The organism is Aequorivita sp. H23M31 (assembly GCF_004022485.1).
Lineage (GTDB): Bacteria > Bacteroidota > Bacteroidia > Flavobacteriales > Flavobacteriaceae > Aequorivita > Aequorivita ciconiae.
In genome coordinates, this window is sequence record NZ_CP034951.1 from 2,121,771 (window position 1) to 2,146,451 (window position 24,681).

The following is a 24,681-nucleotide window of genomic DNA, read 5'->3' on the forward strand; positions in this document are numbered from 1 at the left end:
CTATTACTTAAGAAACCGCCTTCAATTTTTTGAGAGTTGATTTGTTTAATTTCTCTTCTGCGTATTCCTGTGTTACCACGAGTGATTTTACATCCGTTCCCGGAAATTCATACATCGCATCTGTCAATACGGCTTCACATAAAGAGCGAAGACCACGGGCACCCAACTTATACTCAATAGCTTGATCAACAATAAAATCCAAAGCTTCTTCGGTTATTTCAAACTCGATGCCGTCCATTTCAAGTAGTTTTTTATACTGTTTGATAATGGCGTTTTTTGGTTCGGTAAGAATTGCCCTCAAGGTTTCCTTGTCCAACGGATTCATATAGGTAAGAACTGGAAGTCGTCCGATGATTTCGGGAATCAATCCAAAATCCTTTAAGTCCTTCGGAATAATATAACGAAGTAAATTCTCGCGCTCCATCTGGTTTTCTTTCATCGAGGCAGTAAACCCGACCGCCTGAAAGTTTAACCGTCTAGAAATGTGACGCTCAATACCATCAAAAGCACCACCTGCAATAAAAAGTATGTTTTGGGTATTTACTTCAATAAATTTTTGATCGGGATGTTTTCTCCCTCCTTTTGGTGGAACATTGACGGTAGTACCTTCCAAAAGTTTCAAAAGAGCTTGTTGTACACCTTCACCACTCACATCTCGAGTAATGGATGGATTGTCGCTCTTCCGTGCAATCTTGTCGATTTCATCTATAAAAACAATTCCATTTTCTGCCTTTTCCAGATTGTAATCTGCCGCTTGCAGTAGACGCGTTAATATACTTTCGACATCTTCACCTACATAACCAGCCTCGGTAAGCACGGTAGCATCAACAATTGCCAGGGGAACGTTCAACATACGTGCGATAGTTTTCGCAATTAATGTTTTACCTGTTCCGGTCTGGCCTACAATAATGATATTACTTTTTTGGATTTCAATATCATCATCGCTCTTGGGTTGTAAAAGTCTTTTATAGTGGTTATAAACCGCAACCGACATGACCTTTTTTGTAAAATCCTGACCAATGATATAATCGTCCAAAAATGCTTTTATAATCTTTGGCTTTTTTAGCATTAAATCAGCGGACAGTTCTGTTTTGCCTGCATGAAGAGCTTCCTCAACAACAATTCCGTGCGCTTGTTCAATACAGCGGTCGCAAATGTGAGCATCCAGACCTGCAATAAGCAAACTGGATTCCGACTTTTTCCGGCCACAAAATGAACATTCCAAATCTTCTTTCGACATAATTTTTATTTCAGGATTATTTCTAACTTCTAGTTAGAATTTCATCTATCATTCCGTATTCCAATGCCTTATCGGCCTTCATCCAATAATCACGATCGCTATCCTCAAATACCTTTTCGTAGGTTTGTCCGGAATGTTTGGCTATAATACTATAAAGTTCTTCTTTCAGCGAAATTATTTCCCTAGCGGTAATCTCAATATCGCTTGCTTGACCTTGTGCTCCTCCCAATGGTTGATGAATCATTACACGCGAATGGGTTAGCCCACTGCGTTTACCTTTTTCTCCAGCACACAAGATAACAGCAGCCATAGATGCGGCCATCCCTGTACAAATTGTAGCTACATCAGGCTTAATAAATTGCATGGTATCATATATTCCCAATCCGGCATAGACGCTTCCTCCCGGAGAATTAATATAAATCTGTATATCCCGTGATGCATCGGTACTCGCTAAAAATAGTAACTGAGCTTGTACGATATTGGCAACTTGATCGTCAATACCAGTGCCGAGAAAGATGATACGGTCCATCATCAAACGTGAAAAAACGTCCATTGCCACGGCATTCATTTGGCGTTCTTCAATAATATTTGGAGTCAAGTTCACCGGATACATGCTACTAATAATCTTATCGTAGTACATATTGTTGATCCCCTGATCTTTTATGGCAAAATTTCTAAATTCCTTACTGTAGTTCATAAATCTATATTCATTTTTTGCGGTAGAAATAATTTTAAATGTCTCACGGAGTAGTTGACTGTCATGAAACGAAAAAAGCGTTAAATTTAATCGAAACTCAACGCCTAAAGATAACTATTTCTTCGCTGAATTATGCGTAAGCTTCTTTAATGAATTTATCAAAGGTAATTTCCTTAGTCTTCAATTTAGCATTTTCCTTAAAGAAATTGAGCATTTTATTAGCGTTTAGCTGTTCGCTCAAACGTTCTACCTCTTCCTGGTTCGAAAGAATTCGTGCTGCGATAGAATCAAGTTCTTCTTCCGAAGGATTCAATTGTCCAAATTGAGCCATTTGAGACCTGATCATATTCTTTGAATAGTCCTTAAGCTCCTCAAAAGTTACCTGCAATTTGTTTTCTGAACGAAGTTTCCCTTCAATCAATTGATATCTTAGACCTTTTTCACTCTTTTCAAATTCGGCTCTGGCCTCCTCTTCAGAAAGTTTTGACTCACCTGCAGTTGCCAACCATCTTTGTAAAAACTCAGTAGGAAGTTCGAATTTGGTATTTTCAATCAACGACTCGATTACGTCGTTCAACAATTTCTGGTCGCCTTGTTGTGCAAACTGGTTTTCAGCATCCTCTTTAATCTTGGATTTCAATTCCTCTTCTGAAGTTACTACTCCTTCACCAAACAACTTATCGAAAAGCTCTTGGTCTAACTCCGCCATCTCGCGCGTATTGACTTCTTCGATTTTAAAGGTCACCTCTATATCCAATCCGTGAGCGTCGTCGTGTGACACCCCGAAATACTTTTGGTTATCGTGGTCATCAGCAAACATACCCTTGGTTTTCAAAGTAACTGTATCGCCAACTTTAGCACCTAATAGTTTCTCAACTTGTGCTTTTCCATCCACATCATCGGTAGAAAAGCTAGATTTCTTTTCAATTTCTTTTTCTTCTGAAGTAAAAGTTCCAGTTATCTCATCTCCCGTCTCAACCTCATTTTTAGAAACCAACTTTCCATATTGTTTGCGGATTCTCTTAATCTGGTTGTTCACCATTTCTTCATCCGCCACAATTTTATAATGGGTGATTTCCTTGGCATTTAAATCTATATCAAACTTAGGAGAAAGTCCCAATTCAAATTGAAATGAATAGTTATCTGAATCCCAGTCAATTTCAGCTTCGTTCTTTGGAAGTGGATTACCAAGGATATCCAGTTTTTCTTCAGTCAAGAATTTATGGAGTGAATCCTGAAGAATTTTATTAACTTCTTCCACCAAAACAGCTTTTCCGAATTGCTTTTTTACCATTCCCATGGGAACATGTCCCTTTCTGAATCCAGGAATATTGGCATTTTTACGGTAGTCGCTCAATACCTTATCAACCTTGCCTGAATAATCATCCTTTTCTATTTCCACTGTCAATACAGTGTTCAAATTATCGATGTCTTTTCTTGTGATGTTCATTTCTTTTTTGAATTTCGGGATGCAAAAGTACGGTTTTTTAAACAAGACAACAAACATTCGACTTGTCTTGTACGGCTAGACGCTTATTCCTTCCCCAATAGGGAAAAAAGAACGGTTTGAAAAAATGAAAGCAATAGACTGAACAGAAGTGCCCACCAAATGGAAGAAACGTGGAAACTATCAATCAAATAGGAAGCCATTAAAATGATTATGGCGTTGACAAAGAGAAGGAAGATGCCTAACGTGAGTATTGTTATGGGCAAAGTCAAGATCAACAAAATGGGCTTTACCACAACCCTTAAAAGCGCCAAAACAATGGCAACAATCAATGCAGAGGTGTATCCAGCAACTTGAACACCGGGCAGGATTTCTGCCAGAACAAACACGGCTACACCAGTTAAAAGCAATTTTAAAATAAGTCGCATAATAGATTTAACTTTCGTTAGAATATCTGTGAATACACAAAACTACAAATAAAAAAACCGTCCGAGGATTCAATCCTCGGACGGCTAGTTTATTATTTAAAGCAATCTTTAGTTATTCCACAATGTAATGGTTGGGTAATTACCGATATGGACTGTTGGTATCGTGGCCTCATATGTACTATTGATGGCATGGATCATCAGGTTTGAAATATAGGCATATCCTCTTGCCGTAGGATGAACACCATCCAAAGAGAAAGCGCCACCAGTAACAAACTGAGAAGTGAGCATTCCTCCATCGTAAGGAATACCGCCATTCGCTAATTGCGATAAAGCCATTTTAGAATCTACAAAGGCTAATCCTTTAGCATCTGCCAAGGCTTTAATTGTAGTATTGTAAGCGTTTGTAGCAGTAGTTATGCGAGCTTGTTCTGAAGCCGCCAATACAAATTGATCACTTAACGGTATGGTTACTCCCATTATTCCCTGAGGGTTATTTGGATCTGGTGTAGTTCCAATAATTGAGGAAGCTGTCAATACAATAAGATCATTTGCATTTACTTGGCGCAACTGACCCAAAAGACCGGCGGTTTGCGCAGGTAAATTGAAAGGAGGCCCCTGTAAAATTTGTGTAAGGTCAGTCAGGTCATCATCTGTCATAATTGGATAATTCTGTCCCGCTGAAAAAACTATTTTTCTTAAGGCCGCTTCCTGTGCAGTTATTACCGAAGCCCCCACCAAACCTGGTAGTATTTGATTATTATAAGCTGCAAATTGTGCATTCAATTGATCTGCGGTCGCTGCATCCAAAGGAATAACCTTTGTAGGAACAGTTGTAAAATAAGGAATAGAAGTTATTTCAGGAATGTTGACCAATACGCCTTTTGCCCCACCGGCAGAAAGTGCATCTACTTGTTGGCTATAAACAGAAGCGAATACATTAGGATCTGTAATATCATTAGAGCCATATGACCTTGGATCAAAATTACCAGTTTGATCCACACCAGCCCCTCCCGAAGTAGCATAGCTCAAAATGTCGTTATTTCCGATCCAAAGGCTAAAGAAGGTTGGATTTTGACTAACCGCATCTTCAATAACAGTTGCGTTTTCACTACTTGCAAAACGAACAAAATATGGGTTAGCAGCACCCATTGGAACTCCCGCAACATTTCCATATCCTGGCGCTACCAGGTGAAAGCTTTTTGCTCCTGGCACACCCATATTATTGAAAGGTCCACTTAATTTATTTGTAATGTCGGTGGTTGGAGTACCTTCCAAACGCACTGGACCTGGATTTCCATTGGCATCTACGGAAAGCACGAACCGATTTTCCGCTATCTGCATTCCGTTCAACAATAATCCACCCAAATTATCATTCATTAAAGGCTGTGTAAATTCGCCACCTCCAGCAAATTCAAACTGTTCCGCCATTATATTAGGATAACTGTTTTTTTGTCCTGAAATATATAGTGCACCACTGGAATATCCAGCAGTTAAAGAGTTACCAACGGCAACAAATTTTGAAAGATCAGCCGTACCGCTATTGTAGAAGCCATCGTCCGTTACAGGATTTTCAAACTCCGGCTCGCAACCAATAAGGCCTACGACCAAAAATGCAAATGAATATTTTAAAATATTTTTCATAGTAGTTGTGAGTTTTGTCTATTATAGTTTGTAAGTAAGTCCCAATCCAGGAACAAAGGCATTCGTTTTATAAGTTCCTTTAAAGGGAACGGCCACATCATTTTCAAAATAGTAGTCATATGAAGCATCCACTTCTTTGAAATGAGAATAAAGGAAAGATGCATCAACTTGAAGATGGCTGCCAATATTTACGGTTAACCCAGCAGTAAAGTTATTGCTGTCATTCCTAGGAGTTTCTGGCGCAAAGTAACCTCTTCTTACCGGAGATTCATCTAGGTAATATCCTGCTCGTAAAGTAAACATTTGGGTAACATCATATTGTAATCCAAAACGATACACAGAGGAGTTCTTATAATTTCTTGCATTTTCTGAGTCCGGAATATTCGGATCGGCAAAATCAATATCCAAGGATTTATAAGCATCCCAGAATGAACGGTTAAAATCGAAAGCAAAGGTCCACTTATCAAGGAAATCATAAGATAAACCTACGGTCATCTCAGCTGGCATTGGTAAACCGGCCTTAATAGAAGTATCTTTAAAAGGAGTTAATGGAGAATTGGGTATGTTTTGAAAAGTAGCTGTCCCATCATCAGCATCCAATTCTATTTTAGATCTATAGGTAAAACCGATGTGGAAATTATCCGCAGGGGTAAATAAGGTACTCGCTACCCATCCCCAACTCGAAATGCCGGTCGCCTCTACAGTTACATTACTGCGATTACCATCTAAATCGGTAAGGGTTCGGTTTAAATTTCTGTTGAATTTTACAGCGCCAATAGCATAAATCGGTCCTCCCCCAATACTCCACATATCGCTTAACTTTACTGAAACTGTGGGCTGAATATAAATGGCCATTAGATCGATATTATTGACCAAGTGGGAACCGGCCCAATCGTCTTCATATTTTACCTCACTTCCGAAAGGAGTATATACCCCAAGACCTACAGTCAACCAGTCGGTTGCTTTATAAGAAGCATATAAATATAATGGTGTTCCCATAGGACTGTCGGATCTTGCGTTTGCACCAGTCTCGGTATCCTGATAGGCAATATTGGAGAAAACACCACTAACCCCTGCGGAGATATTTAGCCTGTCTTCTAGATAAACCAAAGCGGCAGGGTTAAAGAAGACGGATTCGCTACTGTTGATCACGGCAACACCCGTATGACCCATTGCGAGAGCTTTTTGACCTTGCAGGCTAACACGGTAGCCCCCTGCATAAGTCACCGCCATTGAAAATACAAAGACAGCAAAAAACGTAAATTTTTTCATAGTCATTTTTTAAGAGGTTTAAAATCTTTTGATTTAGTTGGTTAGAAAGTTAAATAGTCCGTTTATTCTCAGCTTATTTACTAGCACTCATAACGCTTTTTAAACAATTTGCTATGCGCGCATAACAATTATGCTAAACAATAATACAAAAAATTTAGCACATTTTCATCCTTAATTTCTTTTTGGATAAAATTAATTTTGATCTATAAAGTATGCCATTTACTACTTGTTTAGAAATGACTGGCAGAGATCATAAAATTCGTCAGGATTGTCTGCGTGGAGCCAGTGGCCAGCGTTTGAAATTTCCTTAATCGTGGCGTTAGGGAAGTGCTTTTTGATTAAAAGCTCATCTATGGGTAAGATATAACCACTTTTTTCGGCCGACAGGAAAAGAACCTCACCATTATAAATTGCATTTTCTGGAAGAGCCATACCAATCTCCTCTATCTTTTCGGAAAGTACAGGAAGGTTTATGCGAAGTGCAAATTCCTTATTTTTATTCCTGTAAAGATTTTTTAGTAGAAATAGACGGGTGCCTTCATCATTAATATAGGTAGCAAGATTTTCCTCTGCCTCTCCTCTAGATCTAATCTGGGAAAAGTCTAAAGATGAGAGCGCTTTTAAAATATCCTGATGATGTGGAGGATAGTGTTTGGGAGCGATATCCGCAACAATAAGCTTTGAAACCATTTTTGGAAAATCGACTGCAAATTGCATGGCCACTTTCCCACCCATTGAGTGACCAAGAACAATAATCTCTTTTAAGTTATGTTCTGCACAATAATTTTTTAAATCCTCGGCCATTACTTTATAGGAAAAATCATCACTATGGAAGCTTCTACCGTGATTTCGTTGATCTAAAAGATGTACTTCATAACCGTTTTCTGACCATCGCAACCCTAAAGTTTTCCAATTATCACTCATTCCCAGAAAACCATGCAAAATTACAAAGGGCGTTCCGCTTCCGAGTATTTGGGAATGCAAGATCATTTTTGAAGCCATTATTTTACTATTAATTATTGGTTAGACGGAATTGGATAGGTGGATTACGAAAGTTTTTTCAAATAAGAAGCAATTACTTTCTCCAACCCATCATAAAGCGACTCACAAATAAGGGCGTGGCCAATACTAACCTCCAAAAGATGTGGAATATTCTGCTTAAAGTATTCTATATTTTCCAAGGAAAGGTCGTGACCAGCGTTGATGCCCAATCCCAATTCGTTCGCCAATATAGCACATTGAGTGTAGGGTTTGATAGCTGCTTTATTTCCCAAGGAATATTGTTCGGCAAACTCTTCGGTATACAATTCAATTCTATCCGTCCCGGTTTTAGAGGCGCCTTCAATCATTTTGAGATCTGGATTTACAAAGATTGATGTGCGGATGCCATTGCGTTTAAATTCCGAAATAACTTCTTTTAAATAAGCCTTGTGCTTCACCGTATCCCATCCGGCATTAGAGGTAATGGCGTCAATGGCATCGGGCACGAGAGTTACTTGAGTAGGTTTAATTTCCAGAACCATTTTTGTGAAATTGTCCATTGGATTGCCTTCAATATTATATTCTACCTTCACAATAGATTTTAAATCGTAGGCATCCTGATATTTAATATGACGCTCGTCCGGTCTGGGATGAATGGTAATTCCCTGTGCCCCGAACTTTTGAATGTCCTCTGCCACTTTCAATAAATTTGGCATGTTGCCACCACGTGCATTCCGTATAGTAGCTATTTTATTAATATTTACACTTAGTCTAGTCACCTTAATAATCAGTTTAAATAAATTTGTGATCTTGATATTACAAAATTCGTTAAACTAAAGCGATAATTCTAGAATTTTTTCCCAAGGAAGAGCCAAAAAGAACAAAAAGGGAAACCCACATCAGGTCAGGAATTTTTATTTTAAGTACTTTGCATCAAAATTGCAGGCATGGACACTGAAAGCTATATAATCAACGATGTAGAACCAATTGATGTTTCTGTCAAAATACGGGAAGCACAAAGTGTTTTTAATCAGCTTACCTATACTCACATTCCGGTAGAAAAAAACGGACATTATGTGGGTTGCGTTTCAGAAAATGATGTCTATTGTTTTGAGACTTCCAAGACGCTTGGAGATTTTGAATATGCCCTTGAGCCCTTTCACGTTCTCGAAGATACCAATTGGCTCGATGTTTTGGAAGCATTTGCAGTTCATAAAAGCAATATTATGCCCGTATTGGGAGATGATAACCAATATCTAGGATATTACGAACTGAGCGATATAATGAGTCTTTTCAACAACACTCCTTTCTTAAATGAGAATGGCGGAATAATCGTAATTGAAAAAGGGATTCAGGAATATTCGTTCAGCGAGGTGTGTCAAATTGTTGAATCTAATGGAGCCCGAATATTCGGTCTCTTTATTTCTGAAATTAATGATGAAACCGTTCAGATAACATTAAAAGTGGGCCAAACAGGAATGAACAGCATTGTCCAAACTTTTAGAAGGTACAATTATACCGTTATCAGTCATCATCAAGAAGATAAATTTCTGGAAGATCTTAAGGAGCGATCCAAATATTTAGATAAATATTTAAATATTTAGTCTGTCTTTGCCTCATAAGGGTCTAAAAAAAATCAAAAGCTGATGCTGGAATTTTAGATATTAAAAATCCATTTTTATAAAAGGCTTGTTTGCGCAAGCACATTCTTCAAGAGCATGAAAATAGGAATTTACGGTCAATTCTACCACGAAAACTCAGAAATATACATCCAAATGCTCTTGGATATACTTCAGAAAAAAGAGTTTGAGGTTTTTATTGAAAAGGAGTTTTTAGGGATAATCAACCATAACCAAGAGATTACCAAAAACTTTTCTGAGCTTTCAACTTTCACCACGCTCGATTCCAGTTTCGACGTCTTCTTTAGTATTGGAGGGGATGGTACCCTTCTTAAAGCGGTAACTTTTGTTCAGGATTTAGGCATCCCTATTGTGGGAATAAATACCGGAAGACTTGGCTTTTTGGCTACCATTCAAAAGGAAGAAATGGCCCAGAGCTTAAACCAGATTCTTAATGGAGAATATTCAATTTCCGAACGAACGGTTTTAACCGTTGAAACCGATTCGGATGATGGACAAATGATCCCGCTTAATTTTGCTCTTAATGAAGTTGCCGTAAATAGACGCAATACAACCTCTATGATTAAGGTAGAAACCCTAGTGGATAATAGATATCTTACCTCCTATTGGTCTGATGGTTTAATCGTTGCCACGCCTACGGGTTCTACAGGATATTCTCTAAGTTGCGGCGGTCCTGTAATCGAGCCAAATACCAGAGGTCTTGTACTCACTCCCATTGCTGCCCATAATCTCACGGCCCGACCGTTGGTCGTGCCAGATTCCGCGGTCATATCCTTAAAAATCTCTGGTAGGGAAGATACTTTTCTACTTTCATTGGATTCAAGGATCGCTACGATACAAAATGAAACCTGGATTCACATAAAAAAAGCCCATTTTTCTATAAGGTTGCTTCAGCTAAATGAGGACAGCTTCATTAAAACCATTCGGAAAAAGCTGTTATGGGGGAGGACAAGCGCAATTAATAAAATTTTTGAACTCCTTGGATTTCCTTTTACTTTCCAACCCACAAACAATAAAATCTTTCAAAGATTGTTAATGAACAGAGACAAATAGTCTTGGTTTATCGTCAAGACAAGTTTATTGTTATATTTGCAAACTTTTGGAGAATATGAAGTATTTCGGTACCGTCCTACTATTTTTAACTACGGCATTTTTGGCGGAGGCCCAGACCTACGAGATTGGTGGTATGGCTGGAGCTGCCAACTATATTGGGGATATTGGAAAAACCAATTACATCCATCCCAGTACCTTGGCAGTAGGAGGAATATTTAAATGGAACCGCAGTGCTCGTCACGCCTTCCGAGCATCGCTTCTAGTAGCAAACATTAAAGGAGACGATGCGGATAGCGACAATAGCCGACGTGAACAACGCGGATATTCTTTTAGCAATACCGTTAAAGAACTTTCAATTGGACTGGAATACACCTTTTGGGAATTTGATGTACATAGCTTAGAATCAATTTCCACTCCTTATCTATATACTGGTCTTACCACTTTTGGTTATTCTGCGCTCTATAAGAACGAAAACAATCAAATTGAAAAATACGACAATGCCATTAGTTTTGCCATTCCCATGGTAGTAGGCTACAAGGCAAGGGTAAGTACAAATGTAATGATGGGATTTGAAATTGGAGCTCGCTATACATTCACGGATAACTTGGATGGCAGCAACCCAAAAAAGGGAAAGGCTGACGACAAAACCTTAAAATTCGGTAACATCAACAATAATGATTGGTATGTGTTCACAGGGATAACCGTTACCTTTGCCTTCGGAAGAAGACCCTGTTACTGCGTTTTTTAAAATTCTATGAGCACTCAAGACCAGATCGATACCACCAAATTGCCCAACCATCTTGCAATTATTATGGATGGCAATGGCCGATGGGCAAAGCAAAAAGGAATGTTCCGTTTTAAGGGTCATGAAACCGGCAGTAAGGCTGTGCGAGAAATCGTGGAGGGTTGTGCCGAAATTGGAGTTCCATTTTTAACCCTTTATGCCTTTTCAAACGAGAACTGGAACCGTCCTAAAATGGAAGTGGAACTTTTGATGAAACTTCTGGTATCCTCTCTTAAAAAAGAAATCAAGACCCTTCAGGATAATAGCATAAAACTCAATGCTATTGGAGACTTAGGTGCACTGCCACCCAAAGCCCGCGCCGAACTCCAAAAGGTCATGGATTTGACAAAGGACAATAAGAGGATGACCCTCACACTTGCACTGAGTTACGGCTCCAGACAAGAAATAATAAAAACCATTAAAGAGATTAGTCTTAAAGTTAAAAATAACCTAATTTCGCGCGACGATATTGACGAAACGGTTATTAATAATCATCTTTACACGCAAAATTTACCCGACGTGGATTTGTTGATTCGAACCAGTGGCGAACAGCGTATTAGCAACTTCCTATTATGGCAAATAGCGTATGCCGAGCTATATTTTACTGAAACACTTTGGCCGGATTATACGAAAGAACATCTTTTTGCGGCAATATTAAACTATCAAAATAGAGAAAGAAGATTTGGAAAAACCAGTGAACAACTTAATCAATAGTTCCCTATTGCACATATTCAAAAAATCATATTGTATTTTTTTATTTACAATTCTTTCCGTTTGGACAATACCTGCGCAACAAAAAGAACTGGATAGTGGGCGTAAATACACCATTAGGTCTATTACCGTTACAGGAGCCCAAGGTTTTAACGAGCAAACCGTAATCGCTTTTACAGGTTTGAAGAAGGGAGATAGAATATCCATACCTGGTGAAAAACTAAGCCAAGTAACCAAAAAACTTTGGGATCAGAATCTCTTTAGCGATATCGCCTTTTATGTAACTGGAGTGGATGGAGACGATGTAGATTTAGAGCTCTATATCGTAGAACTTCCAAAACTTCACGAAGTTACTATAGAAGGAAAAGGAATTAAAAAGGGCAAAAAGAAGGAGATTATCAAGGACAATGAGCTTAAACCTGGGGTGAAAATAACCCACAACCTTCTTAACACTACCAAGAATTATATCACAAAAAAATATCAGAAAGAAGGATTTCTGAATACCGATGTCGATATAGATGTGCGACCTATCGTGGATTCCACTGGCACCAAGATTGCGGAGGATCTTGCCATTACCGTAGATAGAGGAAAGCGAGTAAAGGTAAAAGATATCGATTTTGAAGGTAATGAGCATTTTTCAGATGCCAAGTTGCGCGGAGCAATGAAGAAAACTAAACAAAGCAACTTCTTTAGATTTTGGAAACGTTCAAAATTTACTGCCGAAGGATTTGAGGAGGATAAGGTATCCATCCTTAAAAAATACAAGGCTAACGGATATCGTGATGCCCGAATTTTGGACGACACTTTGATGGTTCTGAATAAGAAACAGGTTGCACTAAACCTAAAATTGGAAGAAGGTGATAAATACTATTTTGGAGATATCAAGTTTATAGGAAACAGCGTGTTTACCGACGGTCAATTGCGACAGGTTTTGGGAGTTAAAAAAGGTGATGTTTACAATGGAGTTTTGCTTCAGGAACGCATTATGGACGATTCAGCCCCAGATGCCGAGGATATAACAAATCTTTATCAAAACAACGGATATCTTGCTGTACGGATAAATCCAGTAGAGGTGGCCGTTCGAAATGATACCATAGATTTCGAAATTAGGATTATGGAACGTAATCTTTTCTATTTTGACCACGTGACTGTGGTTGGAAACGATCGTACCAACGACCACGTAATCTATAGAGAACTTAGAACCAGACCAGGACAAAAATATAGTAAGCGCGACGTTATCCGTACGCTACGTGAGTTGGGTCAATTACAATTCTTCGATCCAGAACAACTTAGCCCAAATTTTAAAAAGGTTGATGAAAACAGAGGGCTTGTGGATTTAGAATACTCCGTGGTGGAAAAAGGTTCCAGTCAAATAGAACTTCAGGGAGGTTACGGCGGCGGTGGACTTGTGGGAACACTTGGATTATCGTTCAACAACTTCTCACTTCGTAATATTTTTAATCTAAAGTCGTATCGACCCTTGCCAATGGGTGATGGACAAAAACTGTCGCTTAGGGCACAGGCCAGTTCCTATTATCAAACCTACAGCTTATCATTAGTAGAGCCGTGGTTAGGTGGAAAGAAACCCGTTCAGTTTTCTACCTCATTCTCGCATACGGTTCAATATCTATACGATTACAATACGCGACGTGCAGATAAGGACAAGAGTTTTACCATTACAGGTGGATCTATTGGATTGGCCAAAAAAGTTAAGTGGCCGGATGATTATTTTGTATGGTCAAACGCTATCAGTTTCCAACATTACAATTTGAATAACTATAACACCGGATTGTTTACATTCGGAGACGGTTTCTCCAACAACTTGGCATATACAATAGGTATCAGTAGAAACAACACAACTGTGAACCCTATTTATCCAATGGCTGGATCTGATTTCAGTATATCAGCCAAGCTTACGCCTCCATACTCTGCCTTTAACAATATCGATTACAAAGCCTTAAACGACGAACGTGCTTTACAGGAGGATATTCTTAAGGATCCTAATTCAAACAGTAGCCAAGTGGAAGATGCAAGAATCCGTAGATCTGAAATTGATCAGGAAAGGTTTAAATGGCTTGAATATTATAAGGTAAAATTCAAAGGAACGTGGTACACCCGATTAATGGGGAAACTCGTTTTACGAACCAATACTGAATTCGGATTTTTGGGATCGTACAATGGAGATAGAGGTGCGCCACCTTTTGAAAGATTCTATCTAGGTGGTGATGGGCTTGGAGCCTATAGTTTAGATGGCCGTGAGGTAATCCAATTAAGAGGTTATCCTAACCAGTCTTTGAGCAGCTCTGATGGAAATACGATTTACAATAAATTTTCGTTAGAAGTAAGATATCCAGTAACTTTGGCACAAATGGCTTCCATTTATGTTTTAGGTTTTGCTGAGGGAGGTGCCGCCTATAATGGATTTAAAGAATACAATCCGTTTGAACTCAGCCGCTCCGCCGGATTTGGTTTACGTATATTTATGCCAGCATTCGGACTTTTGGGAATAGATTTCGGTTATGGATTTGATCCGGTTCTAGGACAGACTGAACCTCATGGATGGGAAACTCATTTTATAATTGGACAACAATTTTAAACTTGGCACGATTTTTTCTAAACAACAACCAATAATATGAAGACCAAAAAATTAATCCTTTTCACCTTTGCCATATTATGCTTCGGCTATATGGCAACTGCACAACGAGGCGTGCGGATAGGTTATATAGATATGGAGTATATCCTCGAGAGTGTGCCAGAGTATAGAGAGGCAACAACACAACTTGAGGGAAAGGTACAGCGTTGGAAGCAGGATCTGGAGAAGAGCCAGAAGGAGGTGGACCAAATGAAACTCAACCTTGCCAACGAAAGAGTTCTTCTTACACCTGAATTGATTGAGGAACGTGAAGAAGATATTAAAGTAAAAGAGGATGAAATTCTCACATACCAACAAGCTCGATTTGGACCAAATGGCGATCTAATGATCCAGAGAAGACAGTTGGTGCAGCCAATCCAAGATCAAGTTTTTAACATTGTTCAGGAAATAGCTGAAAACAAAAAATACGATTTCATATTCGATAAATCGGCAGACGTGGTAATGCTTTTCGCCGCAAAAAGAAATGACATTAGTGATGAAGTACTTCGAAGCATAGAACGTGCAGGACGTAGAGTCCAGGCTCAATCTAAAAAAGAAAAGCGCGAAATTGAAATGCAGGAACGTCTTTCTCCAGAGAAGCAGGAAGCAATGACCGAGCGCGAAAAGGAAATGCAGGCGAAAAGAGAAGAGCGCGAACAGGCTATGGCAGAAAAGAAAGAAGAACGCGAGCAAGCGATGGAAGAGAAACGTTCAGAACTTGATAAAGCTCTAGAAGAAAAACAGCAAGAACGCGAAAAAGCCATTGAGGATAGAAAGACCGAGCGTGAGGAAATGATGGCTAAACGCCAGCAGGAAAGAGATTCGATTAGAGCAGCCAAAAAACAAGAATTTGAGGAGCGGCGACAAAAAATGATTGACGATCGAGAACGCCGAAGGGATTCAATATTGAACGCTCGCCAAAAGAACTAATATTTCTATATGAATACGTTTAAATTGAAATTTGATTGAACCATCTTATAACAAGAGAATAATCCATACCTAAATTAAAATTAAATAACACTTAAATTAAATACACAAACAATGAAAAAAATGAAAACAATACTGGTTGCATTGGCCATTTTCGCGGGAGCCACAAGTTTTGTGAACGCCCAATCAAAAATTGCACATATCAATGCACAGGAGTTGATTGAATCTATGCCCGATTTTAAAGCAGCCCAAACTTCAATTGAAAAAGTTCAGAAAACATATGACACTGAAATCAAGGCCATGGTAAAAGAATTGGAAGCCAAAGCTAAATTATACGATAGTGAGGCAGAATCAAAAACAGATGAAGAAAACGCTAAAAGAGTGTCTGAAATAAATGGAATGCAAGACAATATCCAAGCATACAGACAACAAGCTCTTCAGGATTTGGAAAAGAAAAAATCGGATATTTTCAAACCAATTCTGGAAAAAGCGCAATCAGCAATTCAGAAAGTAGGGCGTGCCCAGGGTTATCAATATGTATTGGATTCTACCATGGGTAGTGGTATTATCCTAGCCGACGGTAAAGACCTTATGGCTGACGTTAAGAAGGATTTAGGTATCTAATTACCCACTATTTTAAAAAGCATCACTAATAAATTTAGTGGTAATCCGCTCCATCATTATTATCATCCTTTCATTTCTTGAAACACGGATAATTCAGATGGAGCGGATTTTTTAATGGATGGAGATCAACAAAATGCTTTATCTACATTACATTTAATAAATACAACCGCAGCCTGCAACCCTATACTTCAGATTAAGCCCACGAAAATCCTCATAATTCACTCTAGCTCTTTCCTATTTTATCGAGAAAGGGTTTCATTCTTTAAATTAATTTCTACTTATTTGGTACATTTATCAGGTGAACAAAAATAGTCCGATAGGGATTTTCGATTCAGGAGTGGGTGGTTCTTCTATTTGGAAGGAAATCCATAATCTTTTGCCTTTGGAAAACACAATCTATTTGGCAGACAGCATTAATGCTCCTTACGGAAATAAATCCTCTGAGGAAATTACCCGCCTCAGCCTCAAAAACGTTGAAAAACTCCGTGAATTTCGGTGTAAAATCATTGTCGTCGCGTGCAATACTGCTACTACCAACGCGATTAAAACTATTAGGGAGGAATTTGATATGCCTATAATAGGAATAGAACCTGCCATCAAACCCGCAGCCCTGCGCACCAAATCAAAGTGTATTGGGATTCTTGCTACCAAGGGAACCCTTAGCAGCACACTTTTCAGTCAGACAAATAAAGAATTCACCAAAGATATAAGCGTGGTGGAAATAATAGGAGAAGGTCTTGTGCCACTTATTGAAGCGGGCAATTTGGATAGTCCTGAAATGGTTCAGCTTTTAAAAAAACACACCAAGCCTATGATTGAAGCAAACGTGGATTGCGTGGTTTTAGGCTGTAGCCATTATCCCTACATTATTCCAACCTTAAAAGAAATCCTACCCCCACACGTGGAAATAATCGATTCGGGGAAGCAGTAGCGAAACAGACCAAAACTGTTCTCCAGAGTCTAAACTTGCTTAGAGAAGAAAACACCAAACCAAGGCTACAGTTTTTTACGAATGCAGAAACAACAACCCTTGAATTCCTATTGAGAAATTACGCCGAAAAGATTTCGATTGATAAAATGGATTTTTGAGATACAGAAGTACTTTGAGTATCTTGGAAAACAGTCAAATTCCTTCTTAAGTTTTAAAATATCTGATGGTTTTGGGTTTTGAGATAATTGATTTTTAATGGTATCCTTAAACCATCAAATAAACCTCATTTAAACCATCCCGCATACATCACATAATTATTCGCAATTCGTTCAATTTCGCCCTTAGTTAGTTCCGGACTTAAATCCTTAAGCTTTTTGGCCGGAATGCCTGCGTAAATGCTTCCGCTCTCGACTCTGGTATTTTTAGAAACCACAGCGCCCGCAGCAATAATCGTGTTGCTCTCTATAACACAATCATCCATCACGATACTTCCCATTCCTATCAATACATTATCCTCAATGGTACAACCATGGACAATGGCATTGTGCCCAATAGAAACATTGTTCCCTATAGTAGTGGGCGAAGTTTGGTAAGTAGCATGAATAACCGCTCCATCCTGGATGTTTACCTTATCTCCTATTTTAATGAAATTGACATCTCCTCTAATAACGGCATTAAACCATACACTGCACTGCTTTCCCATAACCACATCGCCAACAATAGTGGCATTTTCGGCTATATAGCAATCCTCAGGTATCTGTGGAGATTTTCCGTTAACAGATTTGATTATCATTTGGAATAAATAGTTTTTGTCGGTAAATTTTTAGTTCGAGAATCTCCTTTAAACAATAGAAGACGCGAAACTTGCAGCTAAAATAATTAATAAATAGAAAGAGAAAAATAAGTCCCAAAACAAGGAACGCGAAAAGGTTCAAAGAAAATTTACTTCCACAGAAGTACCGGATACAAAATTAAATCCAATTAATTAACCGCTGGACAGTGGCAATCATATGGTTCTGCTCTACCGCCCAAGAAGTTGTATCCAAGAGTGATTTGATGAAATCCACCACTCTCAAACCTTACACTACCCGTTTGATAGGAATAGGTATATGCAAAAAGAAAATTATTAAAATTGATACCAAGAACCGGGGAGATATATTGAAGCTTTTGATTTTTAATCTGGGATCCACTTTTATATTCAGCTCCATCCAAACTGCGTCGATAAGATACTCCACCCCATAACTTTCCAAAATCCATTTCTCGGTAGGCCTTAAAGTTTATATCCACGGCACTTTCGTTAGTACGTTCGGCCCATTGAAAAAGTACGGACGGCTCATAACTCCAAGGTGCTCCATATCTTCCTATGGCGTAAGCTGCGGAAAATAAATATCTACGTTGGTTGTTCGATTCATATTCCTGTGAATAAAGTGATCTATTTTGGAAAATGATATTCTTTACGGTAAAGTGGCTCGAAAAGTCCAGGAAGTTATAGGATACACCGGCATCGACATTAAAGTAGGAGGTACTCTGCATAATACCAGCAATTACAGGATCGAAGTCGGAAAGATCAAAACTGGTCTCATCCAGTTTAGATTGGGTAAGCCCCACGCTCAAACCAAAAGATAATTGGTTCAGATCGGCTTCACTTCTTGAAAACATAATATGGTGGGCGTAGGTAAGATACCCTCCAGTTTGAGAATGATATCCATTCTTATCGTTAAAGGCAATGGCACCTATTCCGGAACGCTCACCCAGACGAGCATTAAAACTGAGAGTTTGGAGATTTGGAGCGTCTTTTTGGTCAAACCACTGTTGCCTAGCAGTCAATCTTATTTGGTTATGACTGGCAGCACCAGCCATCGAAGGGTGTAATAAATATAGGTTATCAGCGAAATAATCGGAATATACTGGAATTCCATCTTGGGAAAATCCATATAAAGAAGATAAAAAAAGTACAATTAGGGAAATTTGCTTTATGTTCATAATTTCTTTTATCATTTTATGGTAACACGGTCCTTTCCTAACCGTCTCTCGCTGTATTTAATCGTGCGCCGCATATATAACCTTTGACAATGGAATGTTCAGATTCTTAATCCGCTATTATTACATTCCCAAAGAATAAGTTGCCACACAGAAATTTCAAAAGTGTTCAAATATATATATTTTTGCCGTTGGTTACTCCGCGACGACATCAATAAAATTTAAAGCGGGCCAATCCCCGCCCGTTCATCATTCAAATCCGCTATAAACGTAATGTCTTTGCCCAAATTGAACGTTTGAGTGCCAAATATATTGAATACATTGTTTTTCTTTTTATATTTTTGTAAAAAAAACAGGGCAGTGACTCAATTTAACATAGAAATTTCTAAAACTTCTAATCCAGACATCCTAAAGTTTACCGCAGATTCTTTCTTGACGCGATCTTCTAGCCACGAATTCAAAAACATCGACGATGCTAAATCAAGTCCGTTGGCACAGGAACTTTTTTATTTACCCTTTGTAAAAACGGTTTACATATCACAGAATTTCATTGCTATTGAAAAGTATGATATAATAGCTTGGGAAGATGTTCAAGAAGAAGTGGCAAGTTCAATTTCTGAATACCTAAACTCGGGAAGACCAGCAATTACAGATTTTACGGTCTCAAAAAAAATACCCACCACGGTTTACGCAGAAAGTACCCCAAACCCGGCGGTAATGAAATTCGTGGCAAATATGACTTTGGTTAAGGCCGCTTATGAGTACAAAGACAGTTACGAAGCCATTCAGTCTCCATTGGCCAGGGCTTTGTTTAATTTTCCATTTGTAAAAGAGGTTTTTATCAACACCAATCACGTTTCGGTGATGAAATATGAGGTTGTGGATTGGGCGGACATTGTAATGGAAATACGCGAATTTATCCGAAAGTTCCTTCAGGACGGGAAAACAGTTTTAAACGAAGACCTGAACATTAATGGCTCTGGAGATTCCTTTTCAGCATTGGAAACCGCACAAAAAACACGCACCGGCATCGAGAAAAAGATAATCGCCATTCTGGAAGAATATGTGGAACCAGCGGTTGCCAACGATGGTGGCCAAATTGTTTTGGATTCGTTTAATGAGGACACTAAGGTTGTTAAAGTAATTTTAAAAGGAGCCTGTAGTGGATGTCCATCCTCTACCGTTACTCTTAAAAGTGGTATAGAAACCATTCTTAAACAAATGTTGCCTGGCGAGATTAATACTGTTGAGGCAGTAAATGGGTAAATCTTTCTTAATCCTCAATTCTTTCTGAAATGGTTTTAACTTTATTTTCAGAGAAATAGCTTTTAATAATTGTAATTTGGGAATCATTAATTTAATTAAAACCAAAATATAGAAATTATGGCAGTATTAAAAGTAATTGAAATTTTAGCAAATTCTAAAGAAAGTTGGGAAGATGCAGCTAGACAGGCAGTAAAAGAAGCATCCAAAACAGTAAAAAATATTCGCTCCATATATATAAAGGACCAAAGTTGTGTTGTTGATGGAGAACAGATTACCCATTTTCGAGTGACGGTTAAAGTTACTTTCGAAGTAAAATAAAATGCGATAATAAAATTTAAAAGTACGTCTTTGATTTTCAATGACGTACTTTTATTTTTTCAAACCCACGTATGCAATTAGCGCCTACCCTACTAATTCTGATTTCTCTTTTCGGTTGTAATTCTTCAAAAAACGACACCTTGGAAGCACACCCCTTTACCAACGATTTAATTCACGAAAGCAGCCCATATCTCTTACAACACGCACATAATCCAGTGGACTGGAAGCCTTATGGCAAAGAGGCCCTAGATCTTGCAAAAAAGGAGAAAAAACTGATTATAATTAGCATTGGCTACGCTGCTTGTCACTGGTGCCATGTTATGGAGCACGAAAGTTTTGAAGACACAACGGTCGCTGCAGTTATGAATAAAAACTATATCTCCATAAAAGTGGATAGGGAAGAAAGGCCGGACGTGGATCAAATTTATATTAATGCGGTGCAATTAATGACGGGAAGTGCCGGCTGGCCTCTCAACGTAATTGCTCTTCCAGATGGACGACCTGTCTGGGGCGGAACTTACTTTAGAAAAAATGACTGGATCAATGCCTTAGAGCAGATTCAGGAAATCTATAAGAATGAGCCTGAAAAACTCTTGGCCTATGCCAACCGTTTGAAAGAAGGATTAGAAAATGTCGATTTAATCCATTTGAATACAGAAGATGTTGATTTAAACAATTATTCTACGGAAGCAATTATCAAGAAAATGTCTCAGAATTTTGATCCCGAATTTGGAGGCAGCAAAGGGGCACCGAAGTTTATGATGCCGAACAATCTGGAGTTTTTTCTGCGATATGCTGTAGAAAAAAATGATCAGGATCTGCTAAAATTTACGACCCTTACTTTGGATAAAATGGCTTTTGGAGGTTTATACGATCAATTGGGAGGTGGCTTCTCGCGATATAGCACCGATATAAAGTGGCATGTGCCCCATTTCGAAAAGATGCTCTATGATAATGCGCAACTAGTAAGTCTGTATAGTAATGCCTATGCCGTGACAAAAAACCCCCTTTATAAGGATGTGGTAACCGAAACATTGGACTTCATAAAACAAGAATTGACAAATCCGGAAGGTGGTTTTTATTCTTCCTTGGATGCCGACAGCCAAAATGAAAACAACAAATTAGAAGAAGGAGCTTTCTATGTCTTCACTTCGGAAGAATTAGAAAAATTATTAAAGGATGATTTCAATGTTTTTAAAGAATATTACAATATTAACAGTTACGGAAAATGGGAAAACAACCATTACGTTTTAATAAGGAGAAAAACAGATCCCGAAATTGAAAAGGAATTTGCTATCTCTTCAGAGCAGCTTCAACAAAAAAAGAAAAACTGGAAAAACATCCTTCTAAAATACCGCGATCAACGGTCGAAACCAAGATTGGATGATAAAACCTTAACCTCTTGGAACGCTATGATGTTAAAAGGGTATGTGGATGCTTATAAAATGTTTGGCGACGAAGACCATTTAAAGACCGCCTTAAAAAATGCCGGCTTTATTTCTACGAAACAATTGCAGCAAAATGGCCGGTTATTTCACAATTACAAAGAAGGTAAAAGTACTATAAACGGATTTTTAGAGGATTATGCTTTTACTATCGAGGCATTTATAGACCTATATCAGGTAACTCTCGATGAAAATTGGCTTACACTTTCAAAGAAAATGACTGATTATGCGATCACAAACTTTTTTGATGAAGAAAAACATATGTTTTATTTCATCTCAAAAGAAGATGCTGCAATTATTTCCCGCAATTTTGAGTATCGAGATAATGTGGTTCCTGCTTCCAATTCAGTGATGGCAAAAAATCTCTTTATACTTTCAAAGTACTTTGAAGGAACGAATTTCGAGGAAATCTCTTATCAAATGCTTAAAAACCTTTTAGACGAAATAGCTGAATATCCCCGGGGATATACAAACTGGCTCTCTCTTCTATTAAATTATCAAAACGATTTTTACGAAGTGGTAATTGTTGGTAAAGAAGCTCAGGAAAAAATAAAGACACTCAATAAAAATTATCTTCCTAATATAATTATTGCGGGAAGCACAAGTGAAAATGATGGCCCGTTATTTGAGAACAGATACGTGCCTAAAGAAACACTAATTTATGTGTGCAAGAACAATGCCTGCAAACTACCAGTTCCAGAAGTAGAACAAGCAATTAAAATCCTAAACAAAACCGAATAGATTTAATGGAGTACCTAAGCAACGTAGATGTTTATATCGAAAGATATGGTCAAAAACTGATAGATTTCCTACCCAACCTTTTGGGAGCTATAATTTTGCTATTTTTAGGAATCTGGATAATAAGATTTATAAATAGACTTGTTAGGAAGTTTTTTGACAAAAAAGAATATGATCCCACCTTAGAAGGTTTTATTGCCAACCTTATAAACTGGGTCTTAAAAATCCTATTGTTCGTTTTAGTTATAACCCAACTTGGGGTGGAATCCGCATCTCTAGTTGCGCTAATTGGCGCTGGTGGACTAACCTTAGGTTTTGCACTACAAGGCTCGCTATCCAATTTTGCCGGAGGAATTTTGATCCTTTTGTTGAAACCTTTTAGAAGAGGAGACTGGATAAGCGCACAGGGAGTGGAAGGAACGGTCAAGGAAATCACCATCTTTAACACAAAATTGACCACTTTCGGAAATCAGTTAGCTGTTATTCCCAATGGAAAATTGAGCAATGAAAATATTATCAATTATTCTTCTGAAGGTATAAGACGCGATAGAATTGCGTTTTCAATAGGCTATAATGACAATATTAAACAGGCAAAAGAGATACTATTGAATTTGGTCCTGGAGCAAGGGGAAGTTCTTAAAGATGAAGATAAAGCTCCAATGGTAGCAGTAGGTGAACTGGCCGAAAACTCAATTGATCTTACCCTGCGTTTTTGGGCGAAAAATGAGGATTTTTGGAAGCTTCATTGGCTAATACTCGAAGAAGGTATTCAAAGGTTGGAAGCCGCTGGTATTTCCAAGCCCTTTCCGCAGCGAGATTTACATTACCCAGATTTTGACATGCAGGAAAAATAGTTATTTTTGTAGAACTCCCCTAATTATTAACTTTATCTAAAACGATATATTATGAAAAACTTTATAAACATAACAATAGCGTTCATCCTTGGATTGGCTGTAAATGCGCAGACAGGAATCCAAACTGGAGGTGGAGGTTTTCAGATTTTTACCAAGGCGAGTGATATGGGTCAAAGGTATAATTCCTTAGGCCTTACAGATTCCCAATTTAATTCTATTAAGAGTGGAATGTACGCGAATATGAACTTTATCCATGGAAATATATTTGAAAATGGGGAAAAAATCGCAGCGGACCTGCCAATGCGATATAATGCGTATACGGATGATATAGAAGTTAAATTAAAATCCAGCGACGCCAATTTTCAGCCTCTAAAAAAGATCCCTAATTTATCCGTAAAAACCCCGCTGGATTATTATATCTTTTTAGAAGATAATGGAAAAAAAGAAGAAAGTGGGTTTGTTAATGTTTTGGTAGATGGAGATCAATATAAGCTTTACAAGAAAATAACGGTTTCTTTTCAACCTGCCGCAAAGGGTCGGACCAGTTATGAGAGCGATACGCCTGCAAGTTTTAAACAAAATATTTTCTATTATCTAGTACACGATGGAAACTTGATGGAGGTGCCAAATAGTAAAGGAAAAATAATAGACTTCCTGGATAAAGAAAATTCAAAAATGAAAGATTATATCAAGAAGAACAAAATTGATGTTAGAAATGAGGCTGGCCTTATTAAGGCCATATCACATTTGGAATCTTTATAAAACCATTGTTTTATCCCAACAATAATTCCTTTAAATAATTAAGGCACAAAGAAACTGCTCCAAAAGGAGCAGTTTCTTTCTAGATCGAGCGTCTTAGATCTTTTTCAGTTTTAACTGGCAAAAGTCTCTAATGCGCTCGAACTACATTTGGACCCCTGCATATTAACATAAGCCTTTCTAGCTGCAACTCTAAAGAAAGAAAAAAACCGCTTTTTGGATTAAATTTTAACAATATTACTAGTGGTATGTATTAAAGTATTTTTACATTCGCGCCGTTTTAAAATTTTTAAAACTCCTATTCATTTTCAAA

22 protein-coding genes and 1 pseudogene are annotated in these 24,681 nt (G+C 38.1%); 13 read left to right on the forward strand and 10 right to left on the reverse strand.

Annotated features, from left to right (window positions below):
- Positions 1-7: 7 nt before the first annotated feature.
- The 8 genes from clpX to EI546_RS09325 all read right to left on the reverse strand — a co-directional run bounded on the left by clpX (position 8) and on the right by EI546_RS09325 (position 8,485).
- Entirely contained in the window at positions 8-1,240 is a 1,233-nt protein-coding gene (gene clpX, locus EI546_RS09290) for an ATP-dependent Clp protease ATP-binding subunit ClpX (RefSeq protein WP_128250285.1), read from the reverse strand.
- A 22-nt stretch (positions 1,241-1,262) separates the two neighbouring features.
- Positions 1,263-1,937, reverse strand: coding sequence for an ATP-dependent Clp endopeptidase proteolytic subunit ClpP (gene clpP, locus EI546_RS09295; RefSeq protein WP_128250286.1), 675 nt, complete (start codon positions 1,935-1,937; stop codon positions 1,263-1,265).
- A 130-nt stretch (positions 1,938-2,067) separates the two neighbouring features.
- Entirely contained in the window at positions 2,068-3,387 is a 1,320-nt protein-coding gene (gene tig / locus EI546_RS09300; RefSeq protein WP_128250287.1) for a trigger factor, read from the reverse strand.
- A gap of 83 nt (positions 3,388-3,470) precedes the next feature.
- Positions 3,471-3,812 (reverse strand): phage holin family protein, encoded by a 342-nt coding sequence (locus tag EI546_RS09305; protein WP_128250288.1) that lies wholly within the window; start codon positions 3,810-3,812, stop codon positions 3,471-3,473.
- Positions 3,813-3,920: 108 nt separating this feature from the next.
- A complete protein-coding gene (locus EI546_RS09310) occupies positions 3,921-5,453 on the reverse strand; it encodes an SGNH/GDSL hydrolase family protein (protein WP_128250289.1) in 1,533 nt (510 codons plus the stop codon).
- Between the two features lie 21 nt (positions 5,454-5,474).
- On the reverse strand, positions 5,475-6,725 hold the full coding sequence (locus EI546_RS09315; protein ID WP_128250290.1) for an OmpP1/FadL family transporter: 1,251 nt from the start codon (positions 6,723-6,725) through the stop codon (positions 5,475-5,477).
- Between the two features lie 222 nt (positions 6,726-6,947).
- Entirely contained in the window at positions 6,948-7,715 is a 768-nt protein-coding gene (locus tag EI546_RS09320) for an alpha/beta fold hydrolase (RefSeq protein WP_128251581.1), read from the reverse strand.
- Positions 7,716-7,771: 56 nt separating this feature from the next.
- Positions 7,772-8,485, reverse strand: coding sequence for a pyridoxine 5'-phosphate synthase (locus tag EI546_RS09325; protein ID WP_128250291.1), 714 nt, complete (start codon positions 8,483-8,485; stop codon positions 7,772-7,774).
- A 168-nt stretch (positions 8,486-8,653) separates the two neighbouring features.
- Between EI546_RS09325 and EI546_RS09330 the strand changes: the two genes are divergently transcribed.
- The 8 genes and pseudogenes from EI546_RS09330 to murI all read left to right on the forward strand — a co-directional run bounded on the left by EI546_RS09330 (position 8,654) and on the right by murI (position 17,166).
- Positions 8,654-9,310 carry a CBS domain-containing protein gene (locus EI546_RS09330; RefSeq protein WP_128250292.1) on the forward strand — a complete coding sequence of 219 codons (657 nt, stop codon included), beginning with the start codon at positions 8,654-8,656 and terminating at the stop codon, positions 9,308-9,310.
- Positions 9,311-9,424: 114 nt separating this feature from the next.
- Positions 9,425-10,399: an NAD kinase gene (locus EI546_RS09335; RefSeq protein ID WP_128250293.1), complete on the forward strand. Its 975-nt coding sequence runs from the start codon at positions 9,425-9,427 to the stop codon at positions 10,397-10,399.
- Between the two features lie 55 nt (positions 10,400-10,454).
- Positions 10,455-11,147, forward strand: coding sequence for a type IX secretion system protein PorG (porG, locus tag EI546_RS09340; RefSeq protein WP_128250294.1), 693 nt, complete (start codon positions 10,455-10,457; stop codon positions 11,145-11,147).
- Positions 11,148-11,153: 6 nt separating this feature from the next.
- Complete coding sequence (locus EI546_RS09345; protein ID WP_128250295.1) at positions 11,154-11,897, forward strand: isoprenyl transferase; 744 nt, start codon at positions 11,154-11,156, stop codon at positions 11,895-11,897.
- The gene (gene bamA / locus EI546_RS09350) at positions 11,878-14,490 is read left to right on the forward strand and encodes an outer membrane protein assembly factor BamA (RefSeq protein WP_128250296.1); all 2,613 of its coding nucleotides are present in this window, start codon (positions 11,878-11,880) and stop codon (positions 14,488-14,490) included. Before EI546_RS09345 ends, bamA begins: the two co-directional genes overlap by 20 nt.
- 36 nt (positions 14,491-14,526) lie before the next feature.
- Complete coding sequence (locus tag EI546_RS09355) at positions 14,527-15,456, forward strand: OmpH/Skp family outer membrane protein (RefSeq protein WP_128250297.1); 930 nt, start codon at positions 14,527-14,529, stop codon at positions 15,454-15,456.
- A 111-nt stretch (positions 15,457-15,567) separates the two neighbouring features.
- Positions 15,568-16,077, forward strand: a complete 510-nt coding sequence (locus tag EI546_RS09360; RefSeq protein WP_128250298.1) for an OmpH/Skp family outer membrane protein — start codon at positions 15,568-15,570, stop codon at positions 16,075-16,077.
- A 298-nt stretch (positions 16,078-16,375) separates the two neighbouring features.
- Positions 16,376-17,166, forward strand: a pseudogene (gene murI, locus EI546_RS09365) (glutamate racemase).
- Positions 17,167-17,291: 125 nt separating this feature from the next.
- Here the strand turns inward: murI and EI546_RS09370 are convergent.
- Together EI546_RS09370 and EI546_RS09375 are read right to left on the reverse strand one after the other, a co-directional pair.
- Complete coding sequence (locus tag EI546_RS09370) at positions 17,292-17,801, reverse strand: gamma carbonic anhydrase family protein (RefSeq protein WP_128250299.1); 510 nt, start codon at positions 17,799-17,801, stop codon at positions 17,292-17,294.
- A 188-nt stretch (positions 17,802-17,989) separates the two neighbouring features.
- The gene (locus EI546_RS09375) at positions 17,990-18,991 is read right to left on the reverse strand and encodes a PorP/SprF family type IX secretion system membrane protein (protein WP_128251582.1); all 1,002 of its coding nucleotides are present in this window, start codon (positions 18,989-18,991) and stop codon (positions 17,990-17,992) included.
- Between the two features lie 357 nt (positions 18,992-19,348).
- On the opposite strand from EI546_RS09375, the gene EI546_RS09380 reads away from it, so the two are divergent.
- From EI546_RS09380 to EI546_RS09400, 5 genes are all read left to right on the forward strand, one after another.
- Positions 19,349-20,254, forward strand: a complete 906-nt coding sequence (locus EI546_RS09380) for a NifU family protein (protein WP_128250300.1) — start codon at positions 19,349-19,351, stop codon at positions 20,252-20,254.
- 117 nt (positions 20,255-20,371) lie between these two features.
- Positions 20,372-20,572: a dodecin family protein gene (locus tag EI546_RS09385; protein ID WP_128250301.1), complete on the forward strand. Its 201-nt coding sequence runs from the start codon at positions 20,372-20,374 to the stop codon at positions 20,570-20,572.
- A 71-nt stretch (positions 20,573-20,643) separates the two neighbouring features.
- Entirely contained in the window at positions 20,644-22,758 is a 2,115-nt protein-coding gene (locus EI546_RS09390; RefSeq protein WP_128250302.1) for a thioredoxin domain-containing protein, read from the forward strand.
- Between the two features lie 5 nt (positions 22,759-22,763).
- Complete coding sequence (locus EI546_RS09395; RefSeq protein WP_128250303.1) at positions 22,764-23,609, forward strand: mechanosensitive ion channel family protein; 846 nt, start codon at positions 22,764-22,766, stop codon at positions 23,607-23,609.
- A 51-nt stretch (positions 23,610-23,660) separates the two neighbouring features.
- A complete protein-coding gene (locus EI546_RS09400) occupies positions 23,661-24,371 on the forward strand; it encodes a hypothetical protein (protein ID WP_128250304.1) in 711 nt (236 codons plus the stop codon).
- The last annotated feature ends 310 nt before the right edge of the window (positions 24,372-24,681 follow it).

Coding starts and splice junctions, on each gene's coding strand:
- EI546_RS09395 (WP_128250303.1), top strand. CDS start 22,764: ATGGAGTACCTAAGCAACGTAGATGTTTATATCGAAAGATATGGTCAA.
- porG (WP_128250294.1), top strand. CDS start 10,455: ATGAAGTATTTCGGTACCGTCCTACTATTTTTAACTACGGCATTTTTG.
- clpX (WP_128250285.1), bottom strand. CDS start 1,240: ATGTCGAAAGAAGATTTGGAATGTTCATTTTGTGGCCGGAAAAAGTCG.
- EI546_RS09305 (WP_128250288.1), bottom strand. CDS start 3,812: ATGCGACTTATTTTAAAATTGCTTTTAACTGGTGTAGCCGTGTTTGTT.
- EI546_RS09330 (WP_128250292.1), top strand. CDS start 8,654: ATGGACACTGAAAGCTATATAATCAACGATGTAGAACCAATTGATGTT.
- EI546_RS09310 (WP_128250289.1), bottom strand. CDS start 5,453: ATGAAAAATATTTTAAAATATTCATTTGCATTTTTGGTCGTAGGCCTT.
- EI546_RS09355 (WP_128250297.1), top strand. CDS start 14,527: ATGAAGACCAAAAAATTAATCCTTTTCACCTTTGCCATATTATGCTTC.
- clpP (WP_128250286.1), bottom strand. CDS start 1,937: ATGAACTACAGTAAGGAATTTAGAAATTTTGCCATAAAAGATCAGGGG.
- EI546_RS09315 (WP_128250290.1), bottom strand. CDS start 6,725: ATGAAAAAATTTACGTTTTTTGCTGTCTTTGTATTTTCAATGGCGGTG.
- EI546_RS09400 (WP_128250304.1), top strand. CDS start 23,661: ATGAAAAACTTTATAAACATAACAATAGCGTTCATCCTTGGATTGGCT.
- EI546_RS09320 (WP_128251581.1), bottom strand. CDS start 7,715: ATGATCTTGCATTCCCAAATACTCGGAAGCGGAACGCCCTTTGTAATT.
- EI546_RS09345 (WP_128250295.1), top strand. CDS start 11,154: ATGAGCACTCAAGACCAGATCGATACCACCAAATTGCCCAACCATCTT.
- EI546_RS09370 (WP_128250299.1), bottom strand. CDS start 17,801: ATGATAATCAAATCTGTTAACGGAAAATCTCCACAGATACCTGAGGAT.
- EI546_RS09360 (WP_128250298.1), top strand. CDS start 15,568: ATGAAAAAAATGAAAACAATACTGGTTGCATTGGCCATTTTCGCGGGA.
- EI546_RS09385 (WP_128250301.1), top strand. CDS start 20,372: ATGGCAGTATTAAAAGTAATTGAAATTTTAGCAAATTCTAAAGAAAGT.
- EI546_RS09375 (WP_128251582.1), bottom strand. CDS start 18,991: ATGAACATAAAGCAAATTTCCCTAATTGTACTTTTTTTATCTTCTTTA.
- tig (WP_128250287.1), bottom strand. CDS start 3,387: ATGAACATCACAAGAAAAGACATCGATAATTTGAACACTGTATTGACA.
- EI546_RS09390 (WP_128250302.1), top strand. CDS start 20,644: ATGCAATTAGCGCCTACCCTACTAATTCTGATTTCTCTTTTCGGTTGT.
- EI546_RS09335 (WP_128250293.1), top strand. CDS start 9,425: ATGAAAATAGGAATTTACGGTCAATTCTACCACGAAAACTCAGAAATA.